The following is an 18,269-nucleotide window of genomic DNA, read 5'->3' as shown; positions in this document are numbered from 1 at the left end:
GCTTGTCCATTCCCGAAGGTATAAACGTACTTACTCAAAATGTGTCTCCAACGATTAAAGTAAAGGGACGGTCTCGCCGTCCCGGGATGAATAGGGCTATTTTAGAGCACTGGCTTTGACCGTGCGAGTTTCGTGCGCGGTGGCGAGCGTGATCATGTAGATGCCCGACGCCTGCGCGGCTGCATTCCACGCGATCGAATTCGCACCGGGCGCGGCCAGCACTCCCTGTTCGTGCACAAGCTGGCCGTTGATGTTATAGGCTCGCATGGTCACCGCTTGCGCGCGCGGCGCTGTGAACTCGATGGTTAGCGTAGGATTGAACGGGTTGGGGTAGGCGGCGGAAACTGCGAAAGCGTGGGCAACCGCGACATCCTGCACCGAGACATTGGGGGTATAGATCAGCGTTTTCAGCAGCCAGCCGCGCGGATCAAACGAGACGGAATCGAACGGAACATCTGGAGCATACGACACCAATTCCGGGTCTATCCACAGGGTGTCAATTCCCGTGCGGCTATTCCCTGACCAGAACTCGACTTCCACGGGCATGGTGAATTGAGTTCCGGATTGGCGCTGTGTTACCGAGAATGACTGCGTAGGCTCCATCACCACATCATACTGCGGGTAACCCGTGCCTTCAAACACCCATTGGTCGAAGAACCACTGCAAGCTCGATCCATAATGCGCTTCGCACACCGCTTGAAACTCGACGGTCGTTGCCGTTGAGAAGGCGTATTGCTGGCCGTAGTCGCGCAGGGCCGTGAAAAAGAGTGAATCGCCCATGACCCAACGCAGCATGTGCATCACGCTGGCGCCTTTTTCGTAGACGATGCCACCCCAGAAATAGTCGGGATCGTAGATTGTGGACTGGTTCCCGGCAGCGCGGGCGACCAGTTGAATATCGGTGCGAACATAGTCCCGAAACGCCTGCTCACCGCGTATCCACTCCATGCCAAGGGCTTCACAATACGTGGCAAAACCTTCATTGAGCCAGAGGTCGCGCCAGTCGCCGCAGGTTACCCAATCGCCCCACCAATGATGCGACATTTCGTGGAATAGAATCCAATCCCAGCCGCGGTTGCTGACGACGGCCCCGTCATAGTGAGACACGCTGGTTGCGTGCTCCATGTCGCCGATTCGGGTCATGTTGTAGCCGAAGCGGTCGAAGACGAACGGCCCGAAATTCGCGGCAAAGCTGTCCAAGCACGCGGGCACGGGTTCAAAATGAAACTCGGCCTGGGTGACACGCTGCGGATAGACAAAGTTCTCGATGACAGGGTTGCTCTCGCGTTGCGTCATGATCACATAGTCCGACACCGACACAAACAGCAGGTAAGTCGAAACCGGTTGATCGAGACGATAGTGCCACGTGACTGTGCTGTCGGGATTGACGACGTGCGGCAGTCGAATACCCGCGCTGACGCCCACATTATTAGCGGGCACAGTGAGCCGACATTCCCATAACACTTTGTCGTTGGGATCGGCAAAGCTCGGCAGCCAGTTATAATTGGCAGGCGGCGTTTCCAGATCCAGGCCATCGCCTAAGGTGAAGCAGATCGCCGAACGCCACGATTGCGCGGGAGCGAAGCGCATGCCGCCCCACGTGTCAATTTGCACTGGCGTGCCGCCGTAGTAAATCGTGAAGTCGGCGGTGTCTCCAAACTGCAATGCCGGGCTGAGATAGATTTGTAGGGAATCATCACCGCGCTGAGTGACTGAATCCACAGTGTGAGTCGGACTGATGACCGAGTCTATGATCAAGTTGTCCGTGAACCGCAAATCAATGCGCGGCAGGTCAATCTCATTGAAGGCGACAAGCATCCGCACATCGCCGTGAATCCGGGACATTGCCAGCGAGACGTCAAGATTGCACCAGATTTTTTGCACATCATATTGGTGCAAGCTGTCATCGAGCGTGCCTACTCGGCCATGGCGACAGAACTCGTGTCGCGGAGTTTCACCGGACCACGTCACACCGAAGTGATCACGGCCCTGGGCAGCGCAGACGAGAGGCAGTAAGATTAGCAAAATCAGGCGCATAAACTGGATGGGCTGAATTCTCAGGATGAAGGAAAATACGACAATCTGCGCGAACATGCAAGAATGTCGTTATGTGACCAACGCACAAAAGGCCCGATTAGGGCCTTTTGAATACGATACTCAAGGTAGAGTTTAGCGCGAGCGCTCAGTGAACGAGCGGGCCACGCGGTCGTAGGAATGCGTCGCACTTGACACGCACATCGGTCGGCGTGCTGCGGGCGGTACGGTTTCGACTCGGTAAAAGCGCTGCGCGTATTTCCCCCAATCAGCATCTTGATAGAACGTATCCTGGACCAGGGCAATCGGCTCGAACGGTGCCAGCAGATCGGGTGCGGCCGAGATGCGGTAGTACGAGCCGGGCAAGTCGGCGGGCCGCCAATGCAGTGAGATCACCTCGCCCGGTCGAACCACCAGATTGCGCACCGGCTCCGGCTGTGCAGCGGCTTCTGTTAGAGTGGGTTCGGCGACTTCCCAATATCGGTCGGCGTAGTAAACGAATTTGACGACGACATTGGTCTGTCCAATGAGCGGTTTCAGCACTTCGGTTCGGACCGCTTCCGCAGTATTCGAGGCTCCGCCCGAGCGCCACAACAAATGCGGGAAAGTCGCACCGCCATCTGTACTGCCGAGTACGCGAGCGACCACCGGCTCACGCGCGTTGCGTCCGGAAAGCACGCTGCAGAATGACAATTCAGGTGCAAGCATCGTGCTGAGGTCCAAGACATCCGTAACGAAAGTACATGTCTGCGCTCGGCGATCGCCGATTAAGACCAGACTCTGCTGCGCGGGACCACGATTGACCAATGTTACCGTACCGCTGGCGCCCCGTTTCCGTAAGCGGCTGAGCGATTCGCCCGGAGTGAAGAGTTGAACGGCCCGGTCTTGGTACCACTCAACGGTCAGGACAAACTCATCCGTCACCGTCGTATTTTGTGGCGTTGAGCGATCAGCGGCGCGCAGACGGTAAGCGATGGTGGTGCCGTAGGGTTGAGCCGGCAATAACGCCGCGAATTCTGCGCCGTCGTAGGTGAGTTCGGTGGTCTGCGGTGCTCCGCCATTGATGCGGTAATCGCAAGCCACCAAGTCCAGTTCGCTATCGTCCTGCACATCGCAGGTGATTGGAATTGGCCGACCATCATGGAACCAGCGGTTTAACGGCAGATGGGTGATGACCGGCGGCGTCAGGTCATGCAGAACCGGGATATCAAACCAGTTCAGTATCGAGCGGATCAAATCAATGCGCCGCGACGGAGCCGACGCGTCGATCAGCGCGCCAATTTCAATGGAGGATCCAACGGTGCGGTATGTGGTGCCGGAGTTGGCGACGCACAGGGCGTACTCCGCCCCGCTCCTGCCGTTGGTTAAGATGTTCTCCGCAGAGCCCATGGCCGTGATACGATCTATGAAACTGTTCTCGCCATTGTACAAGAAGTTCATGCCTTCCGTGAAGCGGCCGCGGACTCCAGCCACGGGTCCGGCATCTCCAGTCCCGTCAGCCAAGCCGTCAATCCCGAAATAGGGATGCAAATTCGTCGGGTTGTCAAAAGACCAAACGTCGCCGCCCTCCCAATAGCAAGCTCCGCCGTCGTCGAGGTACTCGGCGATGCGCTGTGCGTGCTCGGCCGGAAGGGGTTCTTGATTCGGATGCACTCCGCAGAAGATCCAGATTGATGCATAGCTGCTGAGATCGTTGGGCAGCGTACTGCTGCGCACGAACTCGATGCCGAGCGCCGCAAGGGTCGCCTCCACTCCATTCACTTGCTGGGGTTGAGAATCCAGAACATAAAGCAGCGCGGGAATTCGGGAGATGCGGTGGCTTCCCCAGAAAGACTCGACAGGCTGGTTGTCGGCGCTGAGAGCAATATTATACTCGAACGCGTAGCCGCGCGGTGTATTGCTGTCGCAGCGGAAGGTGTAACGCAGCGTATCCATCTGACCGGGCAACAGATCACGGCCTGTCCACCTTGTCGAGTCAATGTGCAGGTAGTCGTGATCAGGGAAGCAATCAGCGACCGGTGACCTCAGGACTTCTTGACCACGGTTCGCCACAACCAGTTCAAGCGCAAGCTGTTCGCCCGCTTCCGGCTCTCCATCGCTGTCGCCCATCCACTCGCGTAAGGTCTGTGATGTGACGACGACCGACGGCGCGTCAAGCCGCAGCGAGACACTGCCGGCGAATCCGGCTTCATGATCGGTTCCGTTCCAGAATTGCAGAACCGCCGTTGTGCCGTCTTGCACGCTATCGGAAACGGTGAACGTGGCGGCGGATTCCAGCCACTCCTCAGTTTGCGGAAACAGGGCCGGACTCGTCAATAATTGAGGCACAAGCGTGAACGCCGGAGTGCTGCATTCAATGCGCAATGACGCCGCCGGAGCCGCTGCTGATCCGTTGTTGCGAACCAGCACCCGCAATAGACCACTCTCTCCGCGATCAGGTCTGCCGTCGGCATCGCCGTTCGGATCTGTTATCTCCAAGGTCTGGACCTGCACCAGCGGGCCGGATACCGGGATGACGTCCACGGTGTGCTCTGACGGCAACAGGTTGTGGCCGCGTACCATGACTGACCACCTGTGCGCGGTTGTCGCGGGCAGCTCCATTAGGGCAAAGCCATCGGCATCCGTGCGAACTTGACGGGGCGGCCACGCGGGACTGGACAGAGTTACTTCTGCATTGGCGGCCGGAACATTGTTCCGCCTGACCGTGATCGGGACATGTGTCGTTCCGATAGGCACGGTATTGGGCAATTCGACCGTCGTGACCAAGGGCGACGCCGTGTAGGGTCGCAAGGATGGATCACCCAACAGGACGAATTGCTGAATAGTCTCTTCGGTAAGGCCTCCGGCGGGTTGCGGGAAGGACTCCGCACAGCGCATCTTGCCGAAGTCAAAGGCGTGACCGAGATAATCAAAATTCAGACTGAAGGCGGCCTCGACTGTGGCCAAACCGATCGTATCGCTGTAGAAGAACGCGGTGCTCTCGGTTGCGCCAATGTAACATAACGCACCTTGCAATTGCTGGACATTCCAGGCTTCTGCCAAGGAGGGCGACCCTTCGTCGAAGTCGGCTGTTGCGCAGGCGACGGAGACAACGACGCCCACTCGGGCATTTTGTATCGAAGCCAGTCCGGTTGCGGTCAGATGCGGCGCGACAGACGACCAGCGATCAACGGTGCCGTGGCCGATGTAAAACGTCCACAGTGGTTCAGCGTTCAACGAGTTCAGCAGCAACGGCAGCGCGCCGCTCTGCGGCTGCTGCAACGCTGTTGTGGTTAGACCCGCGCCGCTGAAAAGTGTGTGTATCTGCTCTCCGTGCTCAGGGTCAAGCGCGACTGAACTTGCGAACACCGTGGCGTTGCCAGGTCCGACATTACCGTGAAACTCATAGTCCAATGCGCGCGCGATCCACGCCGACAATTCAGCGTTCGTATGCACCGGAAGCCGACCAACAGAGAGATCAGGCAAGTAGTCCGGCCCGGCCAGACATGAATAGGGGTGGTCGGTCAGGCTCGAACTGACTCCGTAAAAGGCCGGAACAGCGTCGAAATCGCCGACGATCAATAGGAACTCGGGTGGAGTCGCGACGGATTCGAATCTGGTCCGCAAGAAGTCACGGAGCGCCGCGGCGCTTGTCGCGACTTCGGAGGCAATGAAGACATCGCTGGGAATGCCGCACGACCGCTTGAACTGCCGCCATTCGGCCAGCACTTCAATATATTCGGGCGCCGTGACAATCCAGAGACGCGGTTCGACCATCTCTTGCGGCGGATTCTCGGGAAGTTGAATCGGAACGAGTTGCGAGACAAACGTCTCGGCGTAGCGCGAGAATTGAGTATTGTCATCCAGACTGCGGCCATTCGCCAGCGAAATGCGCATGACCATGGTGTCCTGCACCAGCACTCCGCCCTGCGCCGCCCAATAGCGCACCGGATAGAGTTGCACGAGCGTCATCGGCGCGCGTCCGATGCTGCCCTGCTGTACGATCTCGTGCGTTTCGGCGGGATACGGCGCGCCGTGCCCATAGACTTCCTCGGAAGGAAGATACGTCATGCTGGTTTGCAAGCCGCGATCAAGCGGCTGTGGAGACGGCAGCGGCGGCGCGCATTCGATCAGGCGCGGCGCCCGCTCGACGATTTGAATCTCCGACATGGTTACGGCCGCGGGAATCCATACGGTGAAGAACGGCAGAGCAGGTTCACCAGGGTGATTGGTGACGGCTAACGGCGCTGCAGACAGGGCGCTCCAGGCGGATCCGGAGAGACTGACGCTGTCCATGCGCAAGGCAGGTAGGACACAGCGGACCTGCCATTCACTGCGACTGACCCGTTCCCACGACACGTGCGGCTGCTGCTGCATGGCGGCGCTTGCGGCGCGCGTCAAAGCAGAGCAGAAAATCAACATGAGCAGCAATGTGGCAACGCGTTGTTTCATGGGGTCAACCTCTGCGGGCATAATTCACATCAATCAACAAGCAGAGCAAAGGCCGCGCCCGGCAAACAAAAAAGGCCTCCGTGTCCGCGGAAAGCCTCTCGAGTGATTCCCCTTGCTATGGGAATCAGGACAAAACGACGACGTGATAGGCTTGATCACCCTTGGGACCGGGAACAGCTTCGTACTGCACACGATCACCGGGTTCAAGCACTCGATAGCCCCGGCCCTGTATCGAAGAGTAATGCACAAATACTTCGGCACCTGCGGACGATTCAATGAAGCCGAAGCCTTTCTTCTGTGAGAACCACTTCACCACACCGGTGTCCATCGTGCCTTTCGGTGCATTGACCCGAGGGCGTATCGAAGTAATCATAACAAGTTTATCCTTTGGGCAGCCATTCGTCGCGGATCGGCGCATCCTGGCCTTGATAGTGCAAACGATACTGGACATAACGCGCGGCGGTGGACAAGAGGCCCAGCCGTTCTTCCGGCGACAGGTCACGTTTCTTTTTGGCGGGAATACCGGCCCACAACTCTCCGGGCGGGACGATGGTACTCTCAAGCACCACGGAACCTGCTGCGATCAGCGACTCTTCGCCGACGACGGCGAGGTCCAAGACTCTGGCGCCGATGCCGACCAGACAGCCGCGCCTCAGGGTGCAGCCGTGAACAATCGCGCCGTGCCCCACGGAAACGCAATCTTCGATGGTGAGTGGTGCACGGTTGATCGTCACGTGACAGATCACGCCGTCCTGCAGATTCACCTGTGCGCCGATGCGCACCCAGTTTACATCGCCGCGAACGACCGTCCCAAACCAGACTGAACACTCGGGGCCGATCACGACATCTCCTGTGACGACCGCTGTAGGCGACAACCAAGCCGATGGGTCAATCTTGGGCGTCAACTGTTGATAGGGCAAGATTAGGGCCACAGTTGACCTCGTTGGGTAGGTCCAGAATTGTCGAGTCCGGTCCTTCGCGCGAATAGACCGGACTCATTAGGCGTCGCCCCCCACTCGTACCGCTTACATAATGTTACGCGAACTCGTGTTGGGAAGTTTCCGCTTTTGGGAAACGACGTGTTGTGCTTTCGCATCGGGCTGTTGCAAATCGGCTGCCGAAACGTTATCATATTGATATTATTTGAGAAAAGTCCAAATCTATGCAGAGATACCGGTTGAATTGGTCCAACATGGTGCGGATGCGCCAGTGCAAGCCTTTGATTTTTCACGTGGGTTGCGTATCTTCGGTGAGAGTGTCTAACCAAAGAGTTCCGATGAAGCCCTGGATCAAGTTCTGGATTGCCGCAACTGTCCTCCTCTTTCTGCTCGCCTTGTGGCCGTTTACGCAATTAGGCGGCAGCCGCGTTGCGGCTGCGCCGGCTGAGCAGGAGTTCGCTGAACAGGCGAGATTGGTGGACTACTTTTGCCTTGGGAAGTTGCCTTCAAGTGGCAAGGCCAGTATTCCAAAGGAATGGGAGACGGCCTTAGAAGCCGATATCCGCGTCCGCGAATCGGCGGGCGAGGCCGCCGGGGACATTGGTTTCCCGCGCGAGCAAGCCGAGCGACTGACGTCGTTGGAGCCTGGCGAGGGCCTGCTCCACAGCGACAACAAGGGCTATCACTACGTCTTGAAGTCGAACCAGGGCCGCGGTGGGTACATCGTCCTATCAAAGACCCCGCGTTCCGGCGGCGTGATCAGCCCATCCGGTTCGGCTGGCCCCAGCCCGGTCGCGATGGCTGCGGCCTTTGCGGTCGTTGCCGCAGCAATTCTCACGCTATTGGCTCGCGTCGCCTATGGCAGGCCGTCGGAGTAATCCGCTCAGACTCAGAAATACAAGAGCGGTCAGACCCGGTGGTCTGGCCGCTTTTTATTTCGCCCGCCCGAAAGCAAAGTCATAGGCGCGCAGTAATTGGACGACGCTGTGGTCCCAGGATAGCTCGTCGTGCAGACGCTTCTGGCCAAACGCTCCCATGGTGGCCCGGCGTTCCGGATCGTCGAGCAACGCCAGCGTTTGCCGCGCGAAGTCCTCGATATCATTGTCCTGCGCGTAGGTTGCGGCCTCACGGGCCGAGTAGTGAGACTCGGTGAGACGATACGACACAATCGGCCGCCCCATCGCCATATACTCGAGAATCTTGTTCATCGTGCAATGGGTATTGAGCGGGTTGATCGGATCGGGTGCGAGACAGACGTCGGCGGTTGAGAGCACCTCGCGGACCTGTTCATTCGAGACGCGGCCCGTGAACTCAACGATGCCGTCGAGTTTCAACTCAGAGGCGAGCTCTTTTAGCACGGAGAGGTTTTCGCCGCCGCCCATGAGGACGAAGTGCAAATCCTCCCTGCCCCAGTCGTGAACGATGATCTTGGCAGCGCGCAACAGATAGTCGAGTCCATCCTGAGCGCCCATGGTGCCGAGATAGGCCGCAAGATAGCGTTTGCCGCGCTTCCACTCAGGATTGGGCGGCAGCGGGCTGAATTTGTTCAGGTCCGGCGCACTGCGCACAATGAACTGTTGCTCGGGTTTCAGATGACCGCGCTCGCACGCGATCTTGCGATAGGACTCATTGGTGGAAATGACGGCCTTGGCCGTGCGATAGGTCCACCACTCGAGTTTCTTCAAGATCGTTAGCAGTAACCCCTCTCGTCCCGGGAACTTGGACTCAAAGGTCTCGGGCGAAAGATCATGCTGGTCGAAAACATACTTCACGCCGAACAGCTTGAAGGGCATGACGACGGCGAAGAAGAGGTCAGGCGGGTTACAGCCGTGCACGACCTTAAAACCGCGCCGGACGAAGACAAAGCAGGCATACAGGAACGTGAACAGCATCGCCCACGAATACTCGAGGGCATAGCCGATGGCACGGTTGGCAGTGTATGGCATCGGGTAGCGGTAGATGGCCACGCCTTCGAGCATTTCGAAGGGCTTTTTGTCCACCATCCGCGGGCAGATAACGCTAACCTGATAGCCGGCACGGGCGAGCGCCAGCGACTCCTGCCAGACACGCCGGTCGAAGGGTACGGAAAGATTCTCGACTAAGACCAGGACCTTACCAGCAGATGCCATGATACTCCGCGTGAATGCGATCCGTCCCGGGAACGCGGGCAAGATCATAGACGATCTGTTGGCGCGACAGCTTACCCAGCACGTCGTCGAACTCGTGATCCTTGTAGGTGACCAGCACGACTTCGGCATGCGCGGCGATTTCGTCAGGGCTGTCGCACAGCAGATCAGCCAGATGCGGGATGGCCGACTCGATGAAGGCCTTGTTGGCGCCCATCAAACGGGCAAGCGAGACGTTGCGGTCATAGATTTTGAGATCGTATCCCTTGCCGAGCAGCGTTTCGACCAACTCGACGACCGGGCTCTCGCGCATGTCGTCCGTGCCGGCTTTAAAGGCAAGCCCGAGGACGCCGACCTTTTTCTTACCAAAGGCCTGCACGGCCTTGACGGCGCGCTTGACGGATTCTTCGTTCGATTCCATCAAGGAGAACAGGAGCGGCGTTTCGAGATTGTGCTGCCGCGCACAGGCAGTCAACGCGCGAACGTCCTTGGGCAGGCACGAGCCGCCGAAGGCGAAACCGGGTTTGAGGTAGTACGGCGACAAATTGAGCTTGGTGTCCGTGCAGAAGATCTCCATCACGCGATGGCTGTCCACACCGACCGACTTGGCAATCGCCCCGACTTCGTTGCCGAATACGACCTTGACGGCATGGAAGGCGTTGTCGGCATACTTGACCAGTTCCGCCTCTTCAATTTTGCAATTGTGGAATGCGCCGGGGAGTCCCTTATACAGGTCGGCCACCTGTTGCGCCGCGAGTTCACGATCAGCGCCGATGACGGTCTTGGGCGGTCCGAAGAAGTCGGCAACTGCCGAACCTTCACGCAGGAACTCCGGGTTGTAGGCGATGTAAAAGCCGCTGCCCTCGGCCTTTCCGGAGAATTTCTCCAGACGTGGCAGGAGCTCTTTGCGTGTCGTGCCGGGCAGCAAGGTGCTGCGAATGATCACGGTGTGAACGCGATCGAGTCCTTTAATGGCTTCACCGATCTGTTCACAGACACGGCGGGCGTACTCTGTGTTCAATGCACCCGACGGGAGCGATGGGGTTCCGACGCAGACGAGCGACAGGTCGGTCGCTCGAACGGCTTCGGCAACAGAAGTGGTTGCATTGAGTCTACCGGCGGCGCGATGTTTCGCGATCAGCTCAGGCAGCTCTTTTTCGACGATCGGACTCTTCCCTTCAAGGAGGAAGTTAACTTTGGTTTGGTCAACGTCAATACCCCAGACTTCATGTCCGGCTTCGCACAAACAGGCGGCAGAAACGCAGCCGACGTAGCCTAACCCGAAAACGCTGATTCTCATGTAAATCTAATTATGCTGATAGTTTGGGAGAAGATATAGTGTAACGAAACTTGTGCAAAACTGCAAACGAGCCGTGTGGGCGCAAAGGGCACGCCACTTTGCGTACAAGGAGTCAATAATCTATCCATATGTTCAAGAACTCGCCCTTGATATTTAAGGACTTTCCATGTACCTTTGAAGTTAGGAGGATCATTGTGAAGACAAAAGAAAAATTACGCGCACTACGCGCACACATGAAGCAGTCGGGACTCCATGCCTATCTGGTACCGAGCTCCGACGCACACAACAGCGAGTACATTCCCGAATGCTGGCAGCGCCGGGCCTATATCAGCGGTTTCACCGGTTCGGCAGGTGAAGTGCTGGTCACGTCGTCGAACGCGGCATTGTGGACGGACTCGCGCTATTTCCTGCAGGCCGAGCGCGAACTGGCTGGCTCGGGAATCAAATTGCAGAAAATCGGCATAGCAGGTACGCCGGACCCGATTGGGTGGCTTAAGTCGCAATTGCCCAAGGGCGGCAAAGTTGGCGTGAATCCGCAGTTGGTGTCCAAGCAGCGCTGCGATGCGTTGCGCGCCGAGCTTGCGGACGTCGGCTTGCAGTTGGTGCTGGTGACGCGCGACCTCGTGGATGCCGTCTGGCCGAACCGCCCGGCGCTGCCGACCACGCCGCTGGAAGTACACGAACTGAAGTACTCAGGCGAGAGTGTTATCAGCAAGCTAAAGCGCGTGCGGACGGAGATGAAACGGCGCGGCGCAGTGGCGCATGTGCTGAATGAATTGGACGCGATCGCCTGGCTGTTCAATTTGCGGGGCCGTGACGTCGAGTACAATCCGGTGTTTATCGCCTACGCGATTGTCCGCGAATCGTCGGTGCATCTGTACCTTGATTTGCGCAAGGTCACTCCGGCGGTGCGCAAGCATTTGGGCAAACATGTGACTTTGCATCGTTATGAAGCCTTTGGTGACGCGCTGAAGGGGCTGGCGAAATCGCGCGGGAAAGTTTGGCTGCACGATGCGACGGCGACTCAATGGATGTTTTCGCAGGTCGGCAAGGCGCAATTGATCACGGAGCGATCGCCGATCACGCTGCTCAAGGCCATGAAGACCGCGCATCAGATCAAAGGCATGCAGGCTGCGCATGTGCGCGACGGCGTGGCGATGGTCAAGTTCCTCGCGTGGGTGGATGCCAATATAGGCAAGGTGCCGATGAGTGAACTGTCGCTCGAGGTCGAACTCGAGCGGGCGCGCACGGCCAGCGCACTCTATCGTGGTCCGAGCTTTTCCCCGATTATCGGCTACGGTCCGAATGGCGCGGTGGTGCACTATCGCGCCGTGCAAGCGACGAGCAAGCAGGTCAAGGCGCGCAGCATCATGGTCGTAGACTCGGGCGGTCAGTATCCCGACGGCACGACGGATATCACGCGTGTTGTACCATGCGGTCCGCCGTCGCGGGCACAGAAGGAGCATTTCACGCGCGTGCTGAAGGGGCACATCGGGATTGTCACCACGCCGTTCCCCAAGGGGACGCGCGGTCCGCAGCTTGAAGTGCTGGCGCGGCGTTCATTGTGGATGGCCGGTTTGAACTACTTGCATGGCACGGGCCACGGCATCGGCCACTATTTGTGCGTGCACGAAGGTCCCGCCTCGCTTGCTCCGCGCTTCCCCAATGAGATCTTGCAGCCGGGCATGGTGCTGTCGAATGAACCGGGCTACTATAAGGACGGCGAGTACGGGATTCGCATCGAGAATCTCGTGTACGTCGCCGAAGACAAGGTGCGGCCGGGCTTCTTGAAGTTTGAGAATCTGACCCTTTGTCCGATTGATACGCGCCTGATTGAAGTCAAGTATTTGACGGAAGCGGAGCGCAAGTACCTGAATGATTATCATGCGCGGGTGCGCAAAACGCTCGGTTCAAAGCTGCGCGGTCCGGCGAAGGCTTGGCTGCTCAAGATGACGCGCGCGATTTGATTCGCGTTTCGTAATTGAAAAAGTAAACGGGGCCCGCTTGAGTCCCGTTTACTTTTACGCAAGATAATCACGCGGCCATCGCATTGGAGAATCTCGAAATCGTTCTTGCAGGCGAGCCACTCGACTGTTCGCAAGGCGTAAAAGCAGACGTGCGTGGGATCGCGGGCGTACCACCAGTTCGACAGGTCGGCGTCTTCATAGAGGAGGGTCATGACGGCCAGCACTCCGCCGGGCATGAGGCCCGCGCACATGCGTTGCCATTCCTTCGCGGGCTGGCGAAAGTGCTCGGCGGTTTCGCAGCAGGCGATAGCATGGTATTGCCTGACCAAGGCGGCATCGTCATTGGCGAACAGAGGATCGTAGAGTGTCACACGGTAGCCGCGTGCTTGCAGCAGCTCGGCCATCACGGGCGCCGGGCCGCTGCCGAAGTCGAGGACGTCAGCCGGAGGGGTGACAACGGCGACGAGCGGCGCCACGAGTCGCTCAAGAAAGGCCACATACTCGATATCGTGTCGGGCATTGCGATGCAACAGGTAGCGTTCGCGCTCGGTTTCAAGGGTAAGCTGTTGCGCCGGATCGAGGGCGATTAGCCCGCATTCGGCGCAGCACCAGCCCCGCCGCTCGGCGGGCAGCGGTGTGGAAGTGGTTGAGTTGGAATAGCAGAGTGGACAAGTCATAGCGATTGGAAACGCGAACAGGCACTCATAAGTGCCTGTTTTTTTGAGCGGATGACGGGGCTCGAACCCGCAACAACTGGCTTGGGAAGCCAGTACTCTACCATTGAGTTACATCCGCAAGACTATGAAAGTTAGGGGTTTTGGGGAGAATGTCAAGGGGCGGGGTTCGGGGCACCCGCAGCGGGTGCCGCCGCGGGAATAAGACGCTCGATGCGGGCGGTGTGGTGGTGGGTGACGACGTGGAAATCACGCTCGAACTCGAGTTCAATCGCCCGGCGTAACCCACTTGATAAGTAGGCAACTTTGCCGCTAGGGCCCGCTTGAAAGCGGGGCACATTGCCGCTGGCGCGTGGCGCAATAGATAGGTGAGTGATAAAAGAAGCCCTGGACCATTTTGGTTCGGGGCTTTTTGATTTGAACTGTGAGACCGGGTGTTGTCGCGGCAGTTGAGGCTCTGGTTCGGTTTACTCTCCTGTGCGCCGGGAGTTCGGGGCACCCGCAGCGGGTGCCGCCGCGGGAAAAGGCCTTCGTCAAACTTTACAAGGATTCGTCCGTCAACTGTGCCCGCAGTCACGTTCGAAAGTTGCAGTAATGCACACGCCATAAGCGCCGCGCAACGCAAGAATATATTCTGTCGCATTGTTTTTCTCTTTTCATCTTAGATAGACCAACTTGGCTGTGTGCCGGATAGAATAATTCCACTCGATTCGGCAAAGGTAGATTCCCGAGGCAAGACTCCCGGCATTCCAACGCAATTCATGAGCTCCTGCCGCCATTCCACCATTCTGAAGTTGTATTACCTCCCTTCCGGTTAAATCGTAGATCGTAGCACTTACATTCCCCGGTTTCTGGATAGAAAATTGGATGTTCGTTGTATTATTGAATGGATTTGGCGAGGCGGGATGAACCTGCAGATTTTGGGGAAAATTGTGAGCGTGTGGTTCTTCCGAGTTTTGAGGCTCCCCATATCGAAATAGTTGCAAACTACTGCCGTTTTGACCTGTAGGATCGATCGTCCACCCATTTATCGAATCGATAAACGAAACCGAAGTCAAGAATACATTCACACTATCAAGAAAATACGATTCCCACGTATCACCTCCATCCGCAGTTTGCGCAACTAACCCATCGTAGCCCACTGCCCAGCCATGCAGAGAGTCCGGAAAATCCACTTTCAAAAAGATTGTGGCCGCCAACGTCGTATCTCTAAACACGTTCTCCCACGTTAATCCGCCATCCATGCTTTTTGATATCGCCGGAAAATGTCCGGGAAGCGTGAAGCCTGATGCTATGATGACATTCGCTGACGGTGAGCACATATCTGTAATAGAATTGGAAGAGTAGACATCCAACGACCAGGTGAGACCTTGATCCCTGCTCCGCCATATCTCATCGCCTCGCTGAACCGATACAACTTGCAAGCTCTCGGCTACGGATACAACGTAATTGAAACCACGCTGTCCCACTTCCGCTATGATTGTTGTCCAGGTCGCCCCTCCATCCGTGCTGCGATAGATGCGACGGATTGTAGAATCCGGCCCGTGATTCACATTGCCAACCGCTATCATTTTTTGTGAATCTATATAAGCGACTTGTTCAATATATTGATTCCTCCATGATAATGGATTGTCCAATTACTTCCTCCATCGGAAGTGCTCGCTGTTCGTGTGCCGCCAATGAGATAGCCGATTCGCTCATTGTAGAACTCAATGCCGTCCCCGTTGGTATAGAAGTCTATCCACATGATGGAAGGCCCTGTGAATCCTCCATCATTCGTTTTGTAAACGCTGACGAGCGGAATCGTGTTGGTAGCGATTCCGTGCTGCTGGTCCATAAAATGCACGTCAAAGAAGTCCAATTCTGAACTATAAATCACATGCCATGCTTCCGGTTGCCCCCGAACTTCCCCTAACCCCAACAAAAACAGAACAGCGCAGCCGAGTTGCAGAAGGAATGCAAGGTGGATGCGCTGGTTCATGGTAGCCCTCCCGAAAAGGGTGGTGGAGGTGTGGTGTTGATTCGATTCAGAAATGAAAAAGCCTCATTGTCCCGCTCAGGAAGGATAGTGAAGCTACATTGGAAATCGTTATACAAGAATTCTATCACTACACGGCCGCTTATCAAATCTAGTGTCGCAAGAGAGGCTCGATAACATTTCGGAAACGTCTGTCAACACAACAAAGCAGTTATTGGAGTGTACCCCATTTTCTGGACAGTCAGGAGTGTAGCGATAGATGGGTTTTGGCGGGTTGTTGGGGTTGATTTTGTTTGATTTCGAAGGCTACTGGGGAGAGATAGCCGAGGCTTGAGTGCAGTCGTTTCCGGTTATAGACATCGTCAATGAACCGGGGCAGCCTCGCGGCAGCCTCTCGTAGGTGCGGTAGTCGGACAGATAGACTTCTTCTTTGAGCGTGGCCATGAAGCTTTCGGCCTGGGCGTTGTCGTAGGGGTTAGCTTACGGCTCGTGCTGATCCGGAACCCGTGCTGCTTCAGCAGGCCAGTGTAAGCATGACAGGCGTACTGCACGCCCTGGTCCGAGTGATGAATGACCCTGCTTGCGGTTGCCGAGTGGCGATGGCCATTTCGAGCGCAGCTAGTGACAGCGATGCGTCGGGGGTGCGTGACAGATGCCAACCGATGGCACGACGTGAATCTTATGCTGTGGCGTATTCGAGGGGTAAGTGTAATCTTCATTTTTCGATCTTGTTCAAGGATTTGATATAGCTTTCGCGGTATCTCCTGTAGATTTCGGCGCTGTGCTCTTGAGTCTCCTCGCGCGCATATGGCGACACGGTGCCGTGAAAACTATACATGGAATCGAGAAACTCAATGCAACTGCGGTAATCATTTAACTGGTGTGCTGCGAGTTTCGCCAGCCATAGACCGCTCTGCGACTGCCAGCCAGTGTGAAGCAGTGAGTCGGCCGTGCGAACCACGGTAGCATAGTCCCCGAAATCCCACTCAGAGTTAACGAAGGAGTAGAGGACCCGGTCCGCGTCTTCCTTGCTGCAAACAGGATCAATGATAAAGTGTTCGACAGCCTCGGACTTCAACTTTGGGCTAGCATCGCCCCGAGAGTGCACGATTTTTGCCGTCAGACAAACGACTTTGGACTCAGTCCACGACGGAACTGTGAACTCGTATCTGAACCAGGCAGAACCGTCCTGGGCAGGCGAAGCCTCCTGCAACTGTTTGAGTGAAGTGCGGTATCTGAGCGTTTCGGTGATTGAGTTTGCGGCGGCTCCACGTCCTTCTTGTGCGGTGCAATCGTTGAACTCGAGCGAAAGCCAGACCGGCGGATCGGGTGCGATTGGCCGAGTCAAGCCAAAGTACGTAATTGCCTCAGCACTAACGACAACCGTCGTTCTTGCGATTGAACCGGCCAAGAGTCCATTCCTACTCCCTGGACACGACGATTGACGTGAGCCACCAATGCTGATGGTCATTCCATCTTGCGACTCGGCGCTTGAAGCAAGCATGAGAATGATTAAAATGCCCAGCGCTCTACGCATGCCCCTAAGGTGCTCAGATTTCGTGTGCTGCATAATTGTCAACATGGTCTTTTTCAATTTTGTTGTTATTCACGCGGCGGCATGCGCCGCGCATGCCCCTTTGTTGATGAACATTCTTCCTATTCCTGCTTCGTCATCACCAAATCCGCGAGATCGTAGCCCTGCTGTTTGGCACTTGCGAGCGCGGCTTGCAGAGCGTTGGGCGCCATTGTGGGGGTGCGCGACAAGACCCACAGGTATTCGCGGGATGGCTCGCCGATGACGGCGCAGGTGTAGTCGGGCGTCAAGTAGATGATCCAGTAGTCGCCCCAAACGAACGGCAGAAACGAGAGAAAGGCAGGGGCGAAGCGGACTTTCAATTTGGTGTTCGGTTGGTCTTTGTCCGCGCGCTTGGCCTGGCCTTCGGCCTCGGCGAATTCGCCATTTTCCTTGCGGCAGCGGTTGACAACTTTCACAGTGCCGTCAGCCAGCAATGAATATGTGGCGGATACCTCGCCCGCGCACTGTTCTTGAAAGCGGTTCGGCAGCCGCGCGATTTCGTACCACGTTCCCATGTAGCGATCGAGTTCTACGGATGGTACGACTGTCATCGTTTGCGCCCCGACGCCGGCAGCAACGAGCAACGTCATGGCCATGCTAATAACTGCACATTTGTTCACTGTTATTCACCCTGCAACAAAACCAGACCAATTACGTTCTATTATTACAGGACGCGCGAAGATACGGACGAATCGCGCGTCGGGTGTCCCGCGTTGTTGTAGTCCGCTATGCAACCTGTTGCGATCCGTGCAAGATCGTGACGAAAAGGAGACTCCCATGAAGCTTCCGCACTTTCGCTGATGCTGCTCTGGCTTGTCGGCTGTTCGCACGACATGAGCACCGGCCCGCAGGACCAAGAATCCGCAACTCTGGCGACCGCCCTTAGCGACGTAAGTCCCGAGGCTGTTCCGGTTAACGATATTGAACCCGAAGTTCCCGCCTGCGAAACGAATCACACCGGATTTGTTGAATTGAGCAATCGCGGCACGCGCCGGTGACATGCATGGTCGGGGACAATCACACGTTCAACGTCGCCGCCGGACAAGTTGTCCGCTACGAAATTCCGATGGGCGCGTATGACGTCAGTTGGCGCGTCGGCCAACACACCTGTTACACTACCGATGAAATCGTACCAATGTGCAAGACGCTGAAACTGAGTTTTGAACCAAAGCTCGCGGTCCGCGCCATCCAAGCACAGTAAGTTCCCCCTGACCTTCCACCTAAGGAGCGGCGATTGCCGCTCCT

The 18,269-nt window shown here is 56.9% G+C and carries 15 protein-coding genes and 1 tRNA gene; 4 read left to right on the top strand and 12 right to left on the bottom strand.

Annotated features, from left to right (window positions below; all coding sequences use genetic code 11):
* Positions 1 to 96 precede the first annotated feature (96 nt).
* From IPH10_02595 to IPH10_02580, 4 genes are all read right to left on the bottom strand, one after another.
* Positions 97 to 2,094: a T9SS type A sorting domain-containing protein gene (locus IPH10_02595; protein MBK6909815.1), complete on the bottom strand. Its 1,998-nt coding sequence runs from the start codon at positions 2,092 to 2,094 to the stop codon at positions 97 to 99.
* 75 nt (positions 2,095 to 2,169) lie between these two features.
* Positions 2,170 to 6,465: a hypothetical protein gene (locus IPH10_02590; protein MBK6909814.1), complete on the bottom strand. Its 4,296-nt coding sequence runs from the start codon at positions 6,463 to 6,465 to the stop codon at positions 2,170 to 2,172.
* A gap of 124 nt (positions 6,466 to 6,589) precedes the next feature.
* Entirely contained in the window at positions 6,590 to 6,793 is a 204-nt protein-coding gene (locus tag IPH10_02585) for a cold shock domain-containing protein (GenBank protein MBK6909813.1), read from the bottom strand.
* A gap of 52 nt (positions 6,794 to 6,845) precedes the next feature.
* The gene (locus tag IPH10_02580) at positions 6,846 to 7,397 is read right to left on the bottom strand and encodes a gamma carbonic anhydrase family protein (protein MBK6909812.1); all 552 of its coding nucleotides are present in this window, start codon (positions 7,395 to 7,397) and stop codon (positions 6,846 to 6,848) included.
* A 344-nt stretch (positions 7,398 to 7,741) separates the two neighbouring features.
* Between IPH10_02580 and IPH10_02575 the strand changes: the two genes are divergently transcribed.
* Positions 7,742 to 8,281: a hypothetical protein gene (locus tag IPH10_02575; GenBank protein MBK6909811.1), complete on the top strand. Its 540-nt coding sequence runs from the start codon at positions 7,742 to 7,744 to the stop codon at positions 8,279 to 8,281.
* 54 nt (positions 8,282 to 8,335) lie between these two features.
* Here IPH10_02575 and IPH10_02570 read toward each other — a convergent pair whose 3' ends face one another.
* Positions 8,336 to 9,532 (bottom strand): glycosyltransferase family 4 protein, encoded by a 1,197-nt coding sequence (locus tag IPH10_02570; protein MBK6909810.1) that lies wholly within the window; start codon positions 9,530 to 9,532, stop codon positions 8,336 to 8,338.
* Positions 9,516 to 10,829 carry a UDP-glucose/GDP-mannose dehydrogenase family protein gene (locus IPH10_02565; GenBank protein MBK6909809.1) on the bottom strand — a complete coding sequence of 438 codons (1,314 nt, stop codon included), beginning with the start codon at positions 10,827 to 10,829 and terminating at the stop codon, positions 9,516 to 9,518. The genes IPH10_02570 and IPH10_02565 overlap by 17 nt, the downstream gene beginning before the upstream one ends.
* Positions 10,830 to 11,023: 194 nt before the next feature.
* On the opposite strand from IPH10_02565, the gene IPH10_02560 reads away from it, so the two are divergent.
* Positions 11,024 to 12,796, top strand: a complete 1,773-nt coding sequence (locus IPH10_02560; GenBank protein ID MBK6909808.1) for an aminopeptidase P family protein — start codon at positions 11,024 to 11,026, stop codon at positions 12,794 to 12,796.
* Here IPH10_02560 and IPH10_02555 read toward each other — a convergent pair.
* The 6 genes from IPH10_02555 to IPH10_02530 form a co-directional block, all read right to left on the bottom strand.
* Positions 12,712 to 13,473 (bottom strand): class I SAM-dependent methyltransferase, encoded by a 762-nt coding sequence (locus IPH10_02555; GenBank protein MBK6909807.1) that lies wholly within the window; start codon positions 13,471 to 13,473, stop codon positions 12,712 to 12,714. The genes IPH10_02560 and IPH10_02555 overlap by 85 nt on opposite strands.
* 46 nt (positions 13,474 to 13,519) lie before the next feature.
* Positions 13,520 to 13,591, bottom strand: a tRNA-Gly gene (locus IPH10_02550).
* 535 nt (positions 13,592 to 14,126) lie between these two features.
* Positions 14,127 to 15,107, bottom strand: coding sequence for a T9SS type A sorting domain-containing protein (locus IPH10_02545; protein ID MBK6909806.1), 981 nt, complete (start codon positions 15,105 to 15,107; stop codon positions 14,127 to 14,129).
* Entirely contained in the window at positions 15,053 to 15,451 is a 399-nt protein-coding gene (locus tag IPH10_02540) for a hypothetical protein (protein MBK6909805.1), read from the bottom strand. The genes IPH10_02545 and IPH10_02540 overlap by 55 nt, the downstream gene beginning before the upstream one ends.
* Before the next feature lie 712 nt (positions 15,452 to 16,163).
* A complete protein-coding gene (locus tag IPH10_02535) occupies positions 16,164 to 16,985 on the bottom strand; it encodes a hypothetical protein (protein MBK6909804.1) in 822 nt (273 codons plus the stop codon).
* 119 nt (positions 16,986 to 17,104) lie between these two features.
* A complete protein-coding gene (locus IPH10_02530) occupies positions 17,105 to 17,620 on the bottom strand; it encodes a lipocalin family protein (protein MBK6909803.1) in 516 nt (171 codons plus the stop codon).
* Between the two features lie 204 nt (positions 17,621 to 17,824).
* Here IPH10_02530 and IPH10_02525 point away from each other — a divergent pair, with 204 nt between their 5' ends.
* Together IPH10_02525 and IPH10_02520 are read left to right on the top strand one after the other, a co-directional pair.
* Positions 17,825 to 18,022 (top strand): hypothetical protein, encoded by a 198-nt coding sequence (locus IPH10_02525; GenBank protein MBK6909802.1) that lies wholly within the window; start codon positions 17,825 to 17,827, stop codon positions 18,020 to 18,022.
* Positions 18,023 to 18,027: 5 nt separating this feature from the next.
* Positions 18,028 to 18,225 carry a hypothetical protein gene (locus IPH10_02520; GenBank protein MBK6909801.1) on the top strand — a complete coding sequence of 66 codons (198 nt, stop codon included), beginning with the start codon at positions 18,028 to 18,030 and terminating at the stop codon, positions 18,223 to 18,225.
* Positions 18,226 to 18,269 lie beyond the last annotated feature (44 nt).

This window comes from bacterium, from assembly GCA_016702305.1.
GTDB lineage: Bacteria > Electryoneota > RPQS01 > RPQS01 > RPQS01 > JABWCQ01.
The sequence above is the reverse complement of the archived record's forward strand: the minus strand, read 5'-3'. Positions and strand labels throughout refer to the sequence as shown.

Bases quoted from the DNA above. Each gene is read 5' to 3' on its own strand.
- IPH10_02595 (MBK6909815.1), bottom strand. From the start codon at position 2,094: ATGTTCGCGCAGATTGTCGTATTTTCCTTCATCCTGAGAATTCAGCCC.
- IPH10_02540 (MBK6909805.1), bottom strand. From the start codon at position 15,451: ATGAACCAGCGCATCCACCTTGCATTCCTTCTGCAACTCGGCTGCGCT.
- IPH10_02530 (MBK6909803.1), bottom strand. From the start codon at position 17,620: ATGGCCATGACGTTGCTCGTTGCTGCCGGCGTCGGGGCGCAAACGATG.
- IPH10_02565 (MBK6909809.1), bottom strand. From the start codon at position 10,829: ATGAGAATCAGCGTTTTCGGGTTAGGCTACGTCGGCTGCGTTTCTGCC.
- IPH10_02555 (MBK6909807.1), bottom strand. From the start codon at position 13,473: ATGACTTGTCCACTCTGCTATTCCAACTCAACCACTTCCACACCGCTG.
- IPH10_02570 (MBK6909810.1), bottom strand. From the start codon at position 9,532: ATGGCATCTGCTGGTAAGGTCCTGGTCTTAGTCGAGAATCTTTCCGTA.
- IPH10_02590 (MBK6909814.1), bottom strand. From the start codon at position 6,465: ATGAAACAACGCGTTGCCACATTGCTGCTCATGTTGATTTTCTGCTCT.
- IPH10_02525 (MBK6909802.1), top strand. From the start codon at position 17,825: ATGCTGCTCTGGCTTGTCGGCTGTTCGCACGACATGAGCACCGGCCCG.
- IPH10_02575 (MBK6909811.1), top strand. From the start codon at position 7,742: ATGAAGCCCTGGATCAAGTTCTGGATTGCCGCAACTGTCCTCCTCTTT.
- IPH10_02520 (MBK6909801.1), top strand. From the start codon at position 18,028: ATGGTCGGGGACAATCACACGTTCAACGTCGCCGCCGGACAAGTTGTC.
- IPH10_02585 (MBK6909813.1), bottom strand. From the start codon at position 6,793: ATGGACACCGGTGTGGTGAAGTGGTTCTCACAGAAGAAAGGCTTCGGC.
- IPH10_02535 (MBK6909804.1), bottom strand. From the start codon at position 16,985: ATGCGTAGAGCGCTGGGCATTTTAATCATTCTCATGCTTGCTTCAAGC.